This is a genomic window from Acrocarpospora catenulata (genome assembly GCF_018476525.1).
GTDB lineage: Bacteria > Actinomycetota > Actinomycetes > Streptosporangiales > Streptosporangiaceae > Acrocarpospora > Acrocarpospora catenulata.
This window is the reverse complement of sequence record NZ_JAHCST010000002.1, coordinates 217,766-236,976: the sequence shown is the minus strand read 5'-3', so window position 1 is coordinate 236,976 and position 19,211 is coordinate 217,766. Positions and strand designations below refer to the sequence as shown.

The following is a 19,211-nucleotide window of genomic DNA, read 5'->3' as shown; positions in this document are numbered from 1 at the left end:
GGGGGGATGTACGGATCATTCGGAGCCCAGCTGCGTGTCGATGAGCTGGAACAGCTCGTCGTCGGTGGCCTCCCCGACCCCGGCGGGCAGGTCGCCGGGCACCTCCGGCCGGTCGCCCGCGGAGATCAGCGCGAGGATGGCGGACAGCCGGGTCGCGACCAGCTCCCGGTCCCGGGGGTTGAGCCCGGAGGCCGTGTTCGCCAGCGTGTCCAGCGCCGTCAGCGTCGCTCCCGTGCCGCCCGGTAGCCGGGGGGCGAGCTGCTGGAGCAGGTGAACGGCCAGCGCGGTCGGCGTCGGATGGTCGAAGAGCAGGGTGGTGGGGAGCCGCAGGCCGGTCTCCACGGCGAGCCGGTTACGCAGCTCCACGGCTGTGAGTGAGTCGAACCCGAGGTCGAGTAACCCGCGCTCGGCGGGCACCGTCCGGCCGGAAGGCAGCCGGAGCACCTCGGCGACCACGCCCCGCACCAGGTCCAGGGCGAGCGGCGGACGCTCCGCGTCAGCCGCCTCGGCCAGCTTGCGGACCAGCGGAGGGACGCCGTCCTGCCGCGCCGAACCGTTCGCGCGGCCACGGGACGCGGCGGTCGGCGTCGCGGGGATGGGGACCAGGGAGCGGAACAGGTACGGCACCCGGTCCGGGTTTCCGGTCGCGCGCAGGGTCGCCGTGTCGAGCCGCGCCGGGACGGTCACCGGCAGGCCACTCTCCAGTGCGGCGTCGAAGAGGGTGAGGGCGTGGTGGGGGTTGAGGGGGGTGATACCGGTGCGGGCGAGTCGGGCGAGATCGGCAGGGGTGAGTTTGGTGGCCATGCCGGTGTCTTGTTGCCAGAGGCCCCAGGCCAGGGAGGTGGCGGGGAGGCCGAGGGTGCGGCGGTGGTGGGCGAGGGCGTCGAGGTAGGTGTTGGCGGCGGCGTAGTTGGCTTGTCCGGCGTTGCCGATGGTTCCGGCGACGGAGGAGAAGAGGATGAAGGCGTCGAGGGGGTGGTTGCGAGTGAGGTGATGGAGGTGGTGGGCGGTGTCGGCTTTGGCGGCTAGGACGGTGTGGAGGTGGTCGGGGGTGAGGTCGGTGATGGGGGTGTCGTGGAGGGTCGCGGCGGTGTGGATGACGGCCGTGAGGGGGTGTTGCGGGGGGATGGTGTTGAGGAGTTGTTGGAGTTGGGTGGGGTCGCTGGTGTCGCAGGCGGTGAGGGTGGGGTGGGCGCCGAGGGCGGTGAGGTGGTCGAGGAGGGTGTCGGCGCCGGGGGCGTTGGGTCCGCGTCTGCTGACCAGGAGGAGGTGGCGGATGTTGTGGTGGGTGATGAGGTGTTCGGCGATGAGTTGGCCGAGGGAGCCGGTGGCGCCGGTGATGAGCACGGTCCCCTCCGGCTGCAACAGTCCCAGCCCGCCCCGCGTCGGATGGCCGTCCTCCCGGGAAACCCGGGCGAGTCTCGGCAGCAGGAGTTCGCCGTCGCGGAGGGCGATCTGGGGTTCCCCGGTGGACAGGCCGATGGCCAGCGCTCGCTCGGACTCGGCACTGCCGTCGGTGTCGACGAGGACAAATCGGCCAGGGTGTTCGGTCTGCGCCGTACGCAGCAGGCCCCACAGCGCGGACTGCGCCAGCCCGCTGATCGGTTCGTTGTCCCGTACGGCGATGGCGTCGCGCGTCAGCAGTGCCAGCCGCGTCCCATCCGGTGGATCGACGCCGAGCCAGGCCTGGACGACTCCGAGGACGGTGGACGTGACCTGATGGAATCCGAGGCCCGGCGCGTCGGGCGCGGTCAGCACGATGTCGTGCGCCCGCACTGTGCCCGCCGCCACCGCGCGTACGAGGTCGTGGGCCTCCTCGCCCGATCCGACCAGCACGTACGGAGCAGGGGTAGCGTCCGTTCTACGAGAGACCCTCGCCCACTCGACGCGGAACAGCGCGCCCGAGCCGCCGCCAGTGGGCGGTAGCGCGGCGAGATCGGCCGTCTTCACGGTCAGTGCCGTAACGGTCAGGACGGGCGTGCCCGAGGGGTCAGTCAGCGACAGCGCGAAACGATCGTCGCCCGCAGGGACCAGCGCCGCGCGCAACGCGGTCGCCCCCGTCCCGGCCGACCGGACACCGCTCCATGAAAACGGCAGCCGGATGCTGCCGCCCTGGTCGCCGCCTGCCAGCGCGAGCGGGTGCAGTGCCGCGTCCAGGAGCGCGGGATGCAGGGTGAATCCGTCTTCACCCGGACCCTGCAGTGCCACCTCGGCGAACAGCTCCTCGCCCCGGCGCCAGGCGGCGCGTAGCCCGCGGAATCCCGGCCCGTAGGTGTATCCGAGGTCCGCCAGGCGGTCGTAGGCGTCGGCGAGATCCACGACCTCGGCGTCCGTCGGAGGCCAAACGTTCGCCCGTGGCTCGGGTTCGGCCGCCGTTTCCGGTGCCAGGACGCCCGAGGCGTGCAGCGTCCAGGAGGGGGCCGTCGCGTCGTCGCGGGCGTGCACCGCCAACGTCCGGCGGCCGTGCGCATCCTGCGCGCCGACGGCGACCTGGAGCTGTACGGCACCGTCGGCGGGGATCGGCAACGGCGCGAGCAGTGTCAACTCCTCCACCGTCGGGCAGCCGGTACGCGTCCCCGCATGGAGGGCGAGGTCCAGCAGCGCCGTACCCGGCAGCAGCACCGTTCCGGCGACCGCGTGATCCGCGAGCCATGGATGCGTGCGCTGGGCCACCCTCCCGGTGAGGACCACGCCGTCCTCGCCGGCCAGGTCCACCGCCGCGCCGAGCAGGGGGTGACCGGTCGCCTCCAGCCCGGCGGCGGCCGGGTCGGCGGGCGTCGCACTCGGCGCGTTCAGCCAGTAGCGCTCCCGCTGGAAGGGGTACGTCGGCAGGGCCGGACCGTTCACCGTGCCGTTAGGCCCGAGGTGTCGTGCCCAGTTGACCGGGGTTCCTGTCGTGTGGAGCGCGGCCAGGGCTCGGGTGAGTGCGATCGGTTCGGGCAGGTTTCGGTGAAGAGTGGGTTGGGGGTTGGCGTCGGGGAGGATGTCGGCGGTCATTGTGGTGAGTACCGCGTCGGGGCCGACCTCCACGTACGCTTCGGCGCCGGTTTCGGCCAATGCGCGGACGCCGTCGGCGAAGCGGACGGGTTCCCGCACGTGTCGGACCCAGTGGTCGGGTGAGGCGAGTTCGTCGGGGGTTGCGAGCCGGCCGGTGCGGTCGGAGACGATGGGGATGCGTGGTGGGGCGAAGTCGAGGTCGGCCACGACCGTGTGGAAGTCGGCCAGCATGGGTTCCATCAGTGGTGAGTGGAAGGCGTGGCTGACGGTCAGGCGCCTGGACTTGGCGCCGTGTGCTGCCGCGCGTTCAGTCACCAGCTGTATGGCGTCCTCCGCGCCGGACACCACCGTCGATCGGGGGCCGTTGATCGCGGCGAGTGAGACTCGTTCGGTGAGTCCCTCCAGCAGTGCTTCGGTGTCTGTCTCGCTGAGGGACAGGGCGGCCATGGCGCCTCCCGGCGGGAGAGCTTGCATGAGCCGGGCGCGTGCGGTGACCAGTGTGGCGGCGTTTGCCAGGTCCAGAACTCCGGCGATGTGGGCGGCGGCGATGGATCCGACCGAGTGGCCGAGCACCGCCTGTGGTCGTAGGCCCCGGTCTTCCAGCAGCAGGAAGAGGGCTGTTTGGAGGGCGAACAGTGCTGGTTGGGTGTAGCGGGTCTGGTCCAGCAGGGCTGCCTGAGGGGTGCCGGGCTGGGCGAACATGAGCTGTAGGAGAGGCTGGTCCAGGTGGGGATCCAGGGCGGCGACGGTCTCGTCCAGGGCGGCGGCGAAGACGGGGTGGGTCTGGTAGAGCTGGTGTCCCATGCCGGGGCGCTGGCTGCCCTGTCCGGTGAACAAGAAGCCGATACGGGGTTGGGCGGCGGCCTCGCCACGGACGAGTGTGGCGTGGTGCTGGTCGTCGGCCAGGGCGGTGAGCGCGTCGAGCAGTTCGGCACGGCTGCCGGTGGTGACGGCGGCGCGGACGGGGAGTGTGGCGCGGCCGGTTGCGAGCGCGTGTGCGGTGGCGGTCAGGTCGAGGTCGGGATGGCCGGTCAGGTGGTCGTGCAGGCGCAGGGCTTGGGCGCGGAGGGCGTCCGGCGTGTGCGCCGACAGCAGCCAGGGCACCTGCGTGCCGGGCGTCGCCAGGGCATCGGTCTGCGGTGTGTTGGGCATCGCCGTGGTGTCGCTGTCGGCCTGTGGTGGGGTGGGTGGTTCTTCGAGGACGATGTGGGCGTTGGTGCCGCTGATGCCGAAGGAGGAGACGGCGGCGCGGCGGGGGCGGGCGTCGTCTCGTGGCCAGGGGGTGGCCTCGGTGAGGAGACGGATGGAGCCGCTGTCCCAGTCGACGTGGGGGGTGGGTTCGTCGATGTGCAGGGTGCGGGGCAACAGGTCGTGCCGCAGGGCTTGGATCATTTTGATGACGCCGCCGACTCCGGCCGCTGCTTGGGTGTGGCCGATGTTGGACTTGAGTGAGCCCAGCCAGACGGGCCGGTCCTCGGTTTGCCCGTAGGTGGCGATCAGGGCTTGGGCTTCGATGGGGTCGCCGAGCCGGGTGCCGGTGCCGTGGGCCTCGACCGCGTCCACATCAGCGGGGGTCAGCCCGGCGTTGGCGAGTGCTTGCTGGATGACGCGTTCCTGTGCGGGCCCGTTGGGTGCGGTGAGGCCGTTGCTGGCGCCGTCCTGGTTGATCGCGGTGCCACGGACGAGGGCCAGGACGGGGTGGTTGTTGCGCCGCGCGTCGGAGAGTCGTTCGACGAGGAGCAGACCCGCGCCTTCTGACCAGCCTGTTCCGTCGGCGCTGGCGGCGAAGGCCTTGCAGCGGCCGTCGGGGGAGAGCCCACGCTGACGGCTGAACTCGACGAACGTCGCGGGGCTGGCCATGACGGTGACCCCGCCCGCCAGGGCCAGATCGCATTCGCCCTGGCGGAGTGCTTGCACAGCAAGGTGCAGGGCGACCAGTGAGGACGAGCAGGCGGTGTCCACGGTCACCGCGGGACCCTCAAGTCCGAACGTGTAAGCCAGGCGGCCGGAGGCGACGCTGCCCGCGCTGCCGCTGACCAGATAGCCCTCGAACCCCTCGGGTGTCGCGCTCGCCTGGTGGAGGCGAGCACCGTAGTCGTTGTACATGACCCCGGCGAACACACCCGTCCGCGAGCCGCGCACCGACTCCGGGTCGATCCCGGCCCGTTCGAAGGTCTCCCAGGCGGTCTCCAGCAGCAGTCGTTGCTGCGGGTCGATGGCCGCCGCCTCGCGTGGGCTGATCCCGAAGAAGGCCGGGTCGAACTCGGCCGCGTCGTACAGGAAGCCACCGTCGCGGGCATAGGAGGTGCCGGTGCGGTCGGGGTCGGGGTCGGGGTCGTACAACTTCTCCAGGTCCCAGCCCCGGTCGCTGGGGAAGGGGCCGACCGCGTCGACGCCGTCCGCGACCAACTGCCACAGGTCCTCGGGTGAGGTGACTCCGCCGGGATAGCGGCACGCCATCCCCACGATCACGATCGGATCCTCGTCCTTCACCGCACGCGCCGGTGCCGGCGCCACGGCCTTCTCCTCCAGCAACTGCCCGCGCAGCCACGCCGCCAGCGACAGCGGAGTCGGATGGTCGAAGACCAGGGTCGTGGGCAGCTTCAGGCCGGTCGCCGCGCTCAGCCGGTTGCGCAGGTCGACGGCGGCCAGTGAGTCGAAGCCGAGGTCGGAGAACGCGCGGCCCTCGGCGACGGAGTCGGCCACGGAATGTCCCAGCACCGTGGCCGCCGCCTCCCGCACGAGGTCCACCAGCAGGCGCTCCGCGTCCTCCGGAGTGGCGTCCGTCAGCCGCTCGGCCAGCTGGCCCCGCTTCCCCCGGGCCGGGTCCGTCGCGCGGGAGCCGGAGGCGCGCCGAGGCGAGGCCGGAACGAGCGACCGCAGCGGTGCCGGGACCGCGGCGCCCTCGGCGGCCAGCGCCGAGGTGTCCAGCCGCGCCGTGACCAGCATCGGGTACTCCGCCCAGTCGGTCCGCAGTGCGGCGTCGAAGAGGGTGAGGGCGTCGTGAGGGTTGAGGGGGGCGATGCCGGTTCGGGCGAGTCGGGCGAGGTCGGCAGGGGTGAGTTTGGTGGCCATGCCGGTGTCTTGTTGCCAGAGGCCCCAGGCCAGGGAGGTGGCGGGGAGGTTCTGGGCGTGGCGGTGGTGGGCGAGGGCGTCGAGGTAGGTGTTGGCGGCGGCGTAGTTGGCTTGTCCGGCGTTGCCGATGGTTCCGGCGATGCTGGAGAAGAGGATGAAGGCGTCGAGGGGGTGGTGGCGGGTGAGGTGGTGGAGGTGGTGGGCGGTGTCGGCTTTGGCGGCTAGGACGGTGTGGAGGTGGTCGGGGGTGAGGTCGGTGATGGGGGTGTCGCGGAGGGTCGCGGCGGTGTGGATGACGGCCGTGAGGGGGTGTTGCGGGGGGATGGTGTCCAGGAGTTGCTGGAGTTGGGTGGGGTCGCTGGTGTCGCAGGCGGTGAGGGTGGGGTGGGCGCCGAGGTTGGTGAGCCGTTCTAGGAGAGTGTCGGCGCCGGGGGCATTGGGTCCGCGTCTGCTGACCAGGAGGAGGTGGCGGATGTTGTGGTGGGTGATGAGGTGTTCGGCGATGAGGGCGCCGAGGGATCCGGTGGCTCCGGTGATGAGCACGGTCCCCTCCGGACGCAACCGGCTCGTTCCGCCGCCGACCGGCACTCTGGCGAGGCGGGGAAGCAGGACCTTTCCCTCCCGGAGCGCCAGTTGCGGCTCCTCCAGGGCCAGCGCGAGCGGCAGGACCCGTTCGGATTCGGCACTGCCGTCGGTGTCGACGAGGACGAATCGGCCAGGGTGCTCGGTCTGCGCCGTGCGTACCAGACCCCAGACGGCCGCCGCGTCCGGTTCCCGGAGGGGCTCCTCTCGGCCGGTGGCCACCGCACCGGCGGTCACGACGGCGAGCCGCGTCTCTGTGTCGCTCGCGAGCCGCTCCTGCACCAGGGTGAGAGCCCGCTCCGCCGCCGCGTGCACGGACTCCGGCGACCCGACGTGGACGATGTCGACGTCCTCGGCGGCCTGCCGGGGCAGCGGAGAGGGAACCCAGCTCACCTCGTACGCCGGAGCCGTGCGGGAACCGGCGAGCGCGGAGTCCGGGAGCGGCCGCAGCGTGATGGCCTCCACCGAGGCGACCAGGTCACCAGCCGGATCGGACAGGACGAGTGACGCACTGTCCGTCCCGGTCGGATCGAGCCGGACCCGGAGCTCGGTGGCCCCGGTGGCGTACAGGCGCACACCCGACCAGGAGAACGGCAGCCGAAGTCCCGTCCCGCCGGCCGTGGGCAGCGGGTGGAGGGCAGCGTCCAGCAGCGCGGGGTGGAGTGCGAACCTGCCGTCGGCGGGCAGGTCCTCCGGCAGCGCCACCTCGGCGAACAGGGTCTCGCCTGACCGCCAGGCCGCGCGGACGTTGCGGAACGCGGGACCGTAGTCGTAGCCGAGCCCTCGGACGTGGGCGTACAGGTCCGCCACATCCGTGCGGACGGCTCCGGGTGGCGGCCATGCGGTGTCCGGTACGGCGGGATCGGAGATCCCGGGTGCCAGGTACCCGGAGGCGTGGCGGACCCACGGCTCGTCCTGACCGGTCCTCGCGTGGATCGTGAGCGCCCGCCTGCCGTCCTCATCGAGGCTCTCCACCAGCGCCTGCACCTGCACCGATCCCCCGGAGGGCAGGACCAGCGGTGCTTCCAGCGTCAGTTCGTCCACCACCGGGCTCTGCACTTGCGAGCCCACCTGGAGCGCCATCTCGACGAAGAGCGCGCCGGGCGCCAACGGCGCGTCGGCCATGCGGTGGTCACCCAGCCACGGGTACGTGTCGAGCGACAACCGCCCGGTGAACAGCACCCCGCTGTCTCCGGCCAGCTCGGTGCCCTGATCGAACAACCCCTCGGTGTCCTCACTGGCGGCGTCCAGCCAGTAGCGCTGTCGTTGGAAGGGGTAGGTGGGCAGGTCGTCGGGGTGGCTGGAGATGTGGGGTGTGAGGCGGGTGGGGTCCCAGGTGCTGCCCTTGGTGTAGGCGGTGGCGATGGCCTTCGCGAGGGTGGTGGGTTCGTGATGGTTCCTGCGGAGGAGGGGGGTGGCGTTGGTGGTCAGGGCGCTGAGCACGGCGTCAGGGCCGAGTTCGAGGTGGGTGGTGATGTGGTGGTTGTGGAGGGTGGTGATGGCGTCGTGGAAGCGGACGGGCCGGCGGATGTGGGTGGTCCAGTAGGCGGGGTCGGTCAGTTGTTCAATGGTGGCGATCTGCCCGGTGAGGTTGCTGATGATCGGGATGGCGGGCGGGTGGTAGGTGAGGGTGGCGGCGATGGCTTGGAACTCGTCGAGGACGGGGTCCATGTGGGGGGAGTGGAAGGCGTGGCTAACCGTCAGTCGGCGGGTGCGTCGGCCTTGGGCGGTGAAGTTGGCGGCCACGTGGGTGGCGGCGGAGGCGTCGCCGGAGATGACGATGGCGGTGGGGCCGTTGATGGCGGCGATGGTGAGGGCAGGGGTGAGGTGGGGCTGGATTTCTTCTTCGGTGGCCTGGATGGCGATCATGGCTCCGCCGGTGGGGGCGGTGTGCATGAGGCGGGCGCGGGCGGCCACCAGGAGAGCGGCGTCGGGCAGAGCGAGCACGCCGGAGACGTGGGCGGCGGTGAGTTCGCCGATGGAGTGGCCGGTGAGGATGTCGGGGTGGATGCCGAGGTGGGTCAGGAGCCGGAACAGCGCCGTTTCCAGCGCGAACAGCGCGGGCTGGGTGTAGCGGGTCTGGTCGAGTAAGGCTGCCTGAGGGGTGCCGGGCTGGGCGAACATGATCTCGCGCAGGGGTTGGTTGAGGTTGGGGTCCAGGGCGGAGATGGTCTCGTCGAGGGCGGCGGCGAACACCGGGTTGGTTTGGTACAGCTCGTGCCCCATGCCGGGGTATTGGCTGCCTTGTCCGGTGAACAGGAACGCGGTGCGCGGTTGAGCAGCCGCTTCCCCCCGGATGAGTGTGGGATGGTGCTGGTCGTCGGCCAGGGCGGTGAGCGCGGCGAGAAGTTCCTGGCGGTCGCCGGTGGTGACGGCGGCGCGGATGGGGAGTGTGGCGCGGCGGGTCGCGAGCGCGTGTGCGGTGGTGGTCAGGTCGAGGTCGGGGTGGCCGGTCAGGTGGTCGTGCAGGCGGAGGGCTTGGGCGCGGAGGGCGTCCGGCGTGTGCGCCGACAGCAGCCAGGGCACCTGCATGCCGGGCGTCGCGAGGGTGTCGGTCTGTGGTGTGTCGGGCGTCGCCGTGGTGTTGCCGTCGGTCTGCGGTGGGGTGGGTGGTTCTTCGAGGACGACGTGGGCGTTGGTGCCGCTGATGCCGAAGGAGGAGACGGCGGCGCGGCGGGGGCGGGCGTCGTCTCGTGGCCAGGGGGTGGCCTCGGTGAGCAGGCGGATGGCGCCGCTGTCCCAGTCGACGTGCGGGGTGGGTTCGTCGATGTGCAGGGTCTGCGGCAGGGTGCCGTGCCGCATCGCCATGACCATCTTCACGATGCCGCCGACCCCGGCCGCCGCCTGCGTGTGCCCGATGTTGGACTTGAGCGACCCCAGCCACAGCGGTCGGTCGGTCGGGCGGTGCCGTCCATAGGTCGCCAGCAGGGCCTGGGCCTCGATGGGGTCGCCGAGCCGGGTGCCGGTGCCATGCGCTTCGACGGCGTCCACGTCGGCGGGGGTCAGCCCGGCACTGGCCAGCGCATGCTGGATGACGCGTTCCTGCGCGGGCCCGTTGGGTGCGGTGAGCCCGTTGCTGGCGCCGTCCTGGTTGATCGCGGTGCCACGGACGAGGGCGAGGATCGGGTGGTTGTTGCGCCGGGCGTCGGAGAGTCGTTCGACGAGAAGCAGCCCCGCGCCTTCCGACCAGCCGGTTCCGTCGGCGCCGGCGGCGAAAGCCTTGCACCGGCCGTCGGCCGACAGCCCGCGCTGACGGCTGAACTCGACGAACGTCCCCGGGCTGGCCATCACGGTCACGCCGCCCGCCAGGGCCAGATCGCATTCACCCTGGCGGAGCGCCTGCACGGCCAGATGCAGGGCGACCAGCGAGGACGAGCAGGCGGTGTCCACGGTCACGGCGGGACCTTCGAGCCCGAACGTGTACGCCAGGCGCCCCGAGAGGACGCTCGGCGTGTTGCCCGTCAGCAGATACCCCTCAAACTCCTTCGGCGCTTGACGCAGCCGCGCGGCGTAGTCGTTGTACATGACCCCGGTGAAGACGGCGGTCCGTGAGCCGCGCACCGAGTCCGGGGCGATGCCGGCCCGTTCGAAGGTTTCCCAGGCGGTCTCCAGCAGGAGTCGTTGCTGCGGGTCGATGGCCGCCGCCTCGCGTGGGCTGATTCCGAAGAAGGCCGGGTCGAAGTCGGCGGCGTCGTGGAGGAAGCCGCCCTGCCGGGTGTAGGAGGTGCCGATGTGGTCGGGGTCGGGGTCGTACAACTTCTCCAGGTCCCAGCCCCGGTTACCGGGGAAGGGGCCGACCGCGTCGACGCCGTCCGCGACCAATTGCCACAGGTCCTCGGGCGAGGCGACCCCGCCGGGATAGCGGCACGCCATTCCCACGATCACGATCGGATCCTCGTCCCGTACGGTACGGACCGGTGCGGGGGCCGTGACCTCCCCCTGCAGCAGGCTAAGCACGTACGCGGTGAGCGCCTCGGCCGAGGGATGGTCGAAGATGACCGTGGCGGGCAGCCGCAGGCCGGTCACGGTGGCGAGCCGGTTGCGCAGTTCCACCCCGGTCAGCGAGTCGAAGCCCAGGTCCTTGAACGCACGGCCCGGATCGATACTCGTGGCGGTGGTGTGGCCGAGCACCATCGCCGCCGCCGTCCGCACCACCTCCGCGACGGCCCGGGCCCGCTCCTGCGCGGCCAGTCCGGCGGTGCGCTCCGCCCAGGAGGCCCCGCCGTCGGCCGCCCTGCCCGCACCCTTTCGCCGGGCCGGGGGAATCAGTCCGCGCAAGGGAGCGGGGAGCGGCCCGTCCGCCGCGCGCCTGCGCAGCGCGGCGGGCTCGACCCGGACCGGCACGAGCAGCGCATCCTTCCGGGAACCGAGGGCGGCGTCGAGCAGGGCCAGCCCGTGGGCCTCGGCGAGGGGGGCGAGCCCCGAGCGGGACCAGCGGGCCAGCTCCGCCGCGTCCAGCCCGCGGGCCATCCCGTCGGCCTGCTCCCACAGGCCCCAGGCCAGGGAGAGGGCGGGCAGGCCGCGGGCGTGGCGATGCTGGGCGAGGGCGTCGAGGTAGGCGTTGGCGGCGGCGTAGTTCGCCTGCCCGGCCGTACCCGCGATGCCGGTGACGGAGGAGAACAGGACGAAGGCGTCCAGAGGCAGGTCTTCGGTGAGCTCGTGGAGGAGGGCGGCGGCGTCGGCCTTCGGGCGCAGCACCGCGTCGAGACGCTCCTCGGTCAACGACTCCAGGGTGCCGTCGTCGAGCGTGCCCGCCAGGTGCACGACGGCGCCGAGCGGCCGGTCCTCCGGCAGGGACGCCAGCACGGCCGCCAGCGCGGCGCGGTCGGTCACGTCGCAGGAGACGAACCTCGCCTCGGCTCCCGCCGCGGCGAGCTCGCGGGCGAACTCCCCGGCCCCTTCGGCGGCCGGGCCGCCGCGGCTGAGCAGCAGCAGGTGCCGCGCGCCGCGCCGTTCGACCAGGCGCCGGACCACCGGGCGGGCGAGGCCTCCGGTGCCGCCGGTGACCAGGACCGTCCGGTCGGCGAATCCGGTCGCCGGGCCCGTCGCGGTGCTCGCCCGCACCAGGCGCGGGACCAGTACGACGCCGTCCCGCACCGCGAGCTGTGGTTCGTCGCCGGACAGGTCCGCGAGTGCGGTGAGGCTCGCCGCGACGGCGTCCGGCGCGACGTCGGCGACGGCGAACCTGCCGGGCTGCTCGGTCTGCGCCGACCGCAGCAGACCCCACGCGGCCCCCGCCCACGGGTCGTCGACCGGGTCACCGTCGACGGCCGCGACGGCGCCGTGGGTGAGGAAGAGCAGCCGCGAGGCACCTCCCTGCTGGTCCCCCGCCCAGTCCCGCAGCGTCCGCAGGACGAACCTCGCCGCCTCCCGTCCGTACGGCACACGTACCGCCACCACATCGGCGGATCCGGCCGCGCTCACCGTCTGGGCGCCCTCCGGCACGAGGACGACCCGCAGGCCGGCGTCGCTCGTCGCAGCCAGGCGTTCCGCGTCGTCGGCCGCACCGCGCGTCCCACCCGCTGGCTCGGTGGCGGGCACGGGCAGGGGCGACCACCCGATCCGATACAGGTCCCTCCGGGCGGTCGTGCCGAACAGGTCCGCGGGCACCGAGCGCAGGGCCACCGACTCGGCCGTGAGCACCGGCAGACCGGCCTCGTCCACGGTCGTCAGCGTCCAGCCGCCGCCCGGCCTCGCCGACCACCGGACCCGCAGCGTCGCGGCCCCGCTGGCGGACAGTTCCACGCAGGTCCACGAGTACGGCACCGGGAGCCCGTCGCCCGCCGAGATCTCCCGCCTGACGAGAGGATGCAGCGCCGCGTCGAGCAGCGCGGGGTGCAGCGGGAACCCGCCGGGCCCGGCATCCTGGCCACCCGCGCCGAGCCTGGGGTCCTGGCCATCCACGCCGGGCTCGTCGTCCGGGAGTGCCACTTCGGCGAACAGGTCCGCGCCCTGTCGCCAGGCCGCGCGCACGCCCTGGAACGTGGGTCCGTACGCGTACCCCGCCTCGGCCAGTTCGGCGTAGAGCAGGTCCGGGTCGAGCGGTTCGGCACCGGCGGGCGGCCACTGGACGGTTGTCGACGCGGTTGTCGACGCGGTTGTCGACGCGGTTGTCGGTGTGGGGGCCGTCGTGGCCGGGGCCAGCAGGCCGGTCGCGTGCCGACGCCACGGTTCGTCCTCGCGGTCCGGCCTGGCGTGGACGGTCAGGGTGCGGGTCCCGTCGTCCGCCTGGGCGCCGACGGACAGCTGCAGAGCCACCGGCCCGTCGGCCGGCAGCACCAGCGGAGCCTCGACCGTGAGCTCCTCGACCCGGGGAGATCCCGCGCGCTCGCCCGCCGCCAGCGCCAGGTCCACGAACGCGGTTCCGGGCAGCAGCACCGCGCCGGCGATCCGGTGCCCGGCCAGCCACGGGTACGTATCGAGCGACAGCCGCCCGGTGAACAGCACGCCCCCGTCGTCCGCCCGCTCCACCGACGCGCTGAGGAACGGGTGATCACCCGCCGTCAGCCCGAGAACCTCCGGCCCCGCATGCCGCTTGTCCGGCAGAATCCAGTAGCGCTGTCGCTGGAAGGGGTAGGTCGGCAGGTCCACGCGAGACTCGGCCGGGGCGTCCACGCGGGACTTGGCCGGGGCGTCCACCGTGTTCTTTGAGGTGTCTTCGAGGTGTCGTGCCCAGTTGACCGGAACGCCCGTGGTGTGGAGCGCGGCCAGCGCCCGTGTCACGGTGGCCGGTTCCGGTAGGTCGCGGCGGAGGGTTGGCCGGGGGTCGGTGTCGGGCAGGATGTCGGCGGTCATCGCGGTGAGTACCGCGTCCGGGCCCACCTCCAGGTACGTTTCGATGCCGGTTTCGGCCAGGGTGTGGATGCCGTCGGCGAAGCGGACGGGTTCTCGTACGTGTCGGACCCAGTGGTCGGGTGAGGCGAGTTCGTCGGCGGTGGCGAGGCGGCCGGTGCGGTCCGACACGATCGGGATGCGCGGTGCGGTGAAGTGGAGGTCGGCGACGATCGCGTGGAAGTCGGCCAGCATGGGTTCCATCAGTGGTGAGTGGAAGGCGTGGCTGACGGTCAGGCGTCTGTGCTTCGCGCCACGTGCCGCCGCACGCTTCATCACCGCCAGTACAGCCTCCTCGGTGCCGGACACCACCGTCGATCGGGGGCCGTTGATCGCGGCGAGTGAGACGTGTTCGGTGAGTCCTTCCAGCAGCGTGACCGCATCCGTTTCGCTCACCGACAGCGCGGCCATCGCGCCGCCTGTGGGGAGGGCCTGCATGAGCCGGGCGCGTGCGGTGACCAGTGTGGCGGCGTTCGTCAGGTCCAGGACTCCGGCTATGTGGGCTGCGGCGATGGATCCGACCGAGTGGCCGAGCACTGCTTCTGGTCGTAGGCCTCGGTCTTCCAGGAGCCGGAAGAGGGCTGTTTGGAGGGCGAACAGTGCGGGCTGGGTGTAGCGGGTTTGGTCCAGGAGAGCGGCTTCGGGGGTACCGGGCTGGGCGAACATGAGCTGCAGGAGAGGCTGGTCCAGGTGGGGGTCCAGGGCGGCGACGGTCTCGTCCAGGGCGGCGGCGAAGACGGGGTGGGTCTGGTAGAGCTGGTGTCCCATGCCGGGGCGCTGGCTGCCCTGTCCGGTGAACAGGAAGCCGACGCGAGGTGGGGCGGCGGCTTCTCCCCGGATCAGAGATGGATGCTCCCGGCCCTCCGCCAACGCGTCCAGGGTGGCGAGTAGCTGGTCTCGGTCGCCAGTGATGACGGCGGCGCGGTGGGGGAGGGCGGCGCGGCCAGTCGCGAGTACCTGTGCGGTGGAGGCAGGGTCGGTGTGGGGCCGCCGGCCCAGATAGGTGTGCAGGCGCAGGGCTTGGGCGCGGAGGGCGTCCGGCGTGTGCGCCGACAGCAGCCAGGGCACCTGCGTGCCGGGCGCCGCCAGCCTGTCGCCATCGGTCTGTGATATGTCGGGCGTCGCCAGGGTGTCGCCATCGGTCTGTGATATGTCGGGTGTCGCCGTGGTGTCGCCGTCGGTCTGTGGTGTGTCGGCCGTCGCCGGAGTGAGTTTGATCGCCTGTGACGGGGTGGGTGGTTCTTCGAGGACGACGTGGGCGTTGGTGCCGCTGATGCCGAAGGAGGAGACGGCGGCGCGGCGGGGGCGGTCATCGTCTCGTGGCCAGGGGGTCGCCTCGGTGAGCAGGCGGAGCGCGCCGGTCGCCCAGCGGACGTGCGGGGTGGGTTCGTCGATGTGCAGGGTGCGGGGCAGCAGGTCGTGTCGCAGGGCTTGGACCATTTTGATGACGCCGCCGACCCCGGCGGCCGCCTGGGTGTGACCGATGTTGGATTTGAGCGATCCCAGCCACGCCGGCCGGTCCGCGGGCCGGTTCCGCCCGTAGGTGGCGAGCAGGGCTTCGGCTTCGATGGGGTCGCCGAGCCGGGTGCCGGTGCCGTGGGCTTCGATGGCGTCCACGTCGGCGGGGGTGAGTCCGGCGCTGGTGAGCGCCTGTTGGATGACGCGTTCCTGCGCGGGCCCGTTGGGTGCGGTGAGGCCGTTGCTGGCGCCGTCCTGGTTGATCGCGGTGCCACGGACGAGGGCGAGGATCGGGTGGTTGTTGCGCCGCGCGTCGGAGAGCCGTTCGACGAGAAGCAGACCCGCCCCTTCCGACCAGCCGGTCCCGTCGGCGCCGGCGGCGAAGGCCTTGCACCGGCCGTCGGCCGACAGGCCGCGCTGGCGGCTGAACTCCAGGAACATGCCCGCGGTCGCCATGACGGTGACTCCACCCGCCAGGGCCAGGTCGCATTCGCCCTGGCGGAGCGCTTGTACGGCCAGGTGCAGGGCGACCAGTGAGGATGAGCAGGCGGTGTCCACGGTCACGGCGGGACCTTCGAGCCCGAACGTGTACGCCAGGCGGCCGGAGGCGACGCTGACGGTGCTCCCCGTGAGCAGGTAGCCGTCGAAACCGTCGGCGGGCTCGTCCAGGCGAGGGCCGTAGTCCTGTGCCGTCCCGCCGACGAATACGGCGGTTCGTGAGCCGCGAAGCGAGTCGGGGTCGATGCCGGCCCGTTCGAAGGTTTCCCAGGCGGTCTCCAGCAGGAGTCGTTGCTGTGGGTCGATGGCCGCCGCCTCGCGTGGGCTGATCCCGAAGAAGGCCGGGTCGAACTGGGCCGCGTCGTACAGGAATCCGCCTTGGCGGGTGTAGGAGGTTCCGGTGTGGTCGGGGTCGGGGTCGTACAACCTGTCCAGGTCCCAGCCCCGGTCGCCGGGGAAAGGGCCGACGGCGTCCACGCCGTCCGCGACCAGTCGCCACAGGTCCTCGGGCGAGGTGACGCCGCCGGGGTAGCGGCACGCCATCCCCACGATCACGATCGGGTCCTCGTCCCGCACCGCACGTGCGGGGAGGACGGCCGCGGCCTCCGCGCCGCCGATCAGCTCCTCGCTCAGTGACTGGACGACCGCACGTGGCGTCGGATGGTTGAAGACCAGGCCGGACGGCAGGACGAGGCCCGTCGCGTCCTGCAGCCGGTCCCGTAGTTCGACGGCGGCCAAGGAGTCGAAGCCGAGGTCCTTGAAGGTCCGGTCGCTGTCCACGGCGTCACCGGTGACGTGGCCCAGGACGATGGCCGTCTGAGTGCGGACCAGGTCGAGCAGGTCCTGTGACGCCACGGCCCGCCGAGAAGCGGGCTCGGCGGCGGGCCGCCGTCCAGCCTGCGGCTCGCTCCGAGGCCCGGGCCGCTGTCCGGTCTGGGGCTCGCTCCGAGGCCCGGGCCGCCGTCCGGTCTGCGATTCGCTCAGGGGCTCCGGCTGCGGGCCGGTTCGCTCGTCTGTGGTGTCCAGCCAGTGGCGTTCGCGCTGGAACGCGTACGTCGGCAGGGGAACAGCCCGGCCGCCCAACTCGGCGAGCAGGCCCGCGAAGTCGACCTCGACGCCGCGCACGTGGACGCCCGCCAGCGCGTGGATCAGCGTGGCGGGCTCCTGCCTTCCCCGCCGCAGGGTGGCGTGCACGGTGGCCTGGCCGGTCGAGGCGGCCCTGACCATGCCGGAGAGCACGGCGTCGGGGCCGAGTTCGAGGTGGGCGGTGATGCGGTGGCCGTGGAGGGTGGTGATGGCGTCGTGGAAGCGGACGGGCTGGCGGATGTGGTTGGTCCAGTAGACGGGGTCGGTGAGCTGGTCGGTGGTGGCTACTCGTCCGGTGACGTTGCTGATGATCGGGATGATGGGCGGGCGGTAGGTGAGGGTGGCGGCGATGGCGTGGAACTCGTCGAGGACGGGGTCCATGTGGGGTGAGTGGAAGGCGTGGCTCACCGTCAGCCGGCGGGTGCGCCGGCCTTGGGCGGTGAAGAAGGCGGCCACCTGGGTGGCGACAGGAGTGTCGCCCGAGATGACCACGGCAGTGGGGCCGTTGACGGCGGCGATGCTGAGGGCAGGGGTGAGGTGGGGCTGGACTTCTTCTTCGGTGGCCTGGATGGCGATCATGGTTCCGCCTGCGGGGGCGGTGTGCATGAGGCGGGCGCGGGCGGCCACCAGGAGAGCGGCGTCGGGCAGAGAGAGCACGCCGGAGACGTGGGCGGCGGTGAGTTCGCCGATGGAGTGGCCGGTGAGGATGTCCGGGCGGACGCCCAGGTAGTCCAGGAGCCGGAACAGGGCGGTTTCCAGCGCGAACAGCGCGGGCTGGGTGTAGCGGGTCTGGTCGAGCAAAGCGGTCTGGTCGGGCAGAGCGGTCTGGTCGGGTAGAGCGGCCTGGAGGCTCCCGGGTTGGGCGAACATGATCTCGCGCAGGGGCTGGTCGAGATGTGCGTCCAGGGCGGCGGTGACCTCGTCGAGGGCTGCGGCGAAGACGGGATGGGTCTGGTAGAGCTGGTGTCCCATGCCGGGGTATTGGCTGCCTTGTCCGGTGAACAGGAACGCGGTGCGAGGTTGACCGGCCGCTTCTCCCCGGATCAGGGACGCATGTTCCCGGCCCTCCGCCAGCGCGGCGATTCCTTCGGCGAGCCCTTCGGCGTCCCCGGCGACCACCACCGCCCGGTCCGCGAAGCGGGTGCGGGTGGCGGCCAGCGCGTACGCGAGGTCCACCGGGCGGCCCTGCCCCCCGTCCCGAAGTCGCTCGCCCAGCCGAGCCGCCTGTCCGCGCAGGGCGTCCGCGCCACGGCCGGACACCACGAAGGGCAAGGGCCCGCGATCCCCTCCGGCGTCCCCCGCCGGTGACTCGAGCTGGTCCGTCACCTCGCCGAGCACGACGTGCGCGTTGGTGCCGCCCATGCCGAACGAGCTGACCCCGGCCACCAGCGGACGTCCGTCGCCGTCCCCGGGCCAGGGGCCGCGTTCGGTCACCACCCGCAGCCCGAGGTCGTCCAGGGGGATGGCGGGGTTGGGTTCGCGGAAGTTCAGGCTGGCGGGCAGGGTGCGGTGCTCGATGCTCAGCGCGGTCTTGAGCAGGCCGACCAGCCCGGCCGCGCCCTCCAGGTGCCCGACGTTCGTCTTGACCGAGCCGACCGGCAGCGGGGCAGGGCGTCCCGCGCCGAGGGCCGCGCCCAGGGCGGCGGCCTCGATCGGGTCCCCCACCGGCGTTCCGGTGCCGTGCAGCTCGACGTACCGCACCTCGGACGGCTCGGTGCCCGCGCGGGCGTGGGCCTCGCGGATCACGGCCTCCTGGGCGGCACGGTCCGGCACCGTCAGCCCTGCGGACGCGCCGTCGTTGTTGACCGCGCTGCCGAGGATCGCGCAGTGGATCCGGTCGCCGTCGGCCAGCGCCCGGCCGAGCGGCTTGAGCACGACGGTCACGCCGCCCTCGCCGCGGACGTACCCGTTGGCCCGGGCGTCGAAGGTGTGGCAGCGGCCGTCGGGGGAGAGCGCGCCGAACCGGGCGCTGCGCGCGCTGCTGTCGGGGGACAGGATCAGGTTGACCCCGCCGACCAGGGCCAGGTCCGACTCGCCGCGGCGCAGGCTCTCGCAGGCGAGGTGCACCGCGACCAGCGACGAGGACTGCGCCGCGTCGACCGTCAGGCTCGGCCCGGTCAGACCGAGCACGTACGACAGCCGGTTGGCGAGGATGCCCCGGTGCAGCCCGGTGACCGAGTGCCGGCCGGGCGCCGCGCCGAGACGGTGGTGCAGGGCCGCGTAGTCGTCCCAGATGGCGGCGGCGAACACCGAGGTGCGGCTGCCCGCCAGCCGGGCCGGGACGATGCCGGCCTCCTCCAGCGCCTCCCAGCCCAGTTCGAGCAGCAGCCGCTGCTGCGGGTCCATCGCCGCCGCCTCGCGCGGGGAGATGCCGAAGAAGGCGGCGTCGAAGCGGTCGACCTCGTCGAGGAACGCGCCGCGGCCGGGCGCGTCCCCCGACCAGCGGTCCGCCGGCGCCTCGCCCACCGCGTCGCGGCCCTCGGCCAGCAGCCGCCAGAAGGAGGCGACGTCCGCCGCCTGGGGCAGCCGGCAGGCGAGACCGATGATGGCGATGGGTTCCGCCGGCGCGGAGGATTTGTCGGAGACGGTGGCCGAGTGGTTTTCGCGCATTGTCTGCTGCTGGCTCTCTCGTCGAGGACGACACGGCGTGCGTACGTGCGGGTCGTTCGCATACCAGCCTCGGC

1 protein-coding gene is annotated in these 19,211 nt (G+C 72.5%); it reads right to left on the bottom strand.

Annotated elements, in window-relative coordinates:
• Positions 1-15: 15 nt before the first annotated feature.
• Complete coding sequence (locus KIP79_RS46400; protein ID WP_308169536.1) at positions 16-19,137, bottom strand: SDR family NAD(P)-dependent oxidoreductase; 19,122 nt, start codon at positions 19,135-19,137, stop codon at positions 16-18.
• Positions 19,138-19,211: the final 74 nt, after the last annotated feature.

Bases quoted from the DNA above. Each gene is read 5' to 3' on its own strand.
- KIP79_RS46400 (WP_308169536.1), bottom strand. From the start codon at position 19,137: ATGCGCGAAAACCACTCGGCCACCGTCTCCGACAAATCCTCCGCGCCG.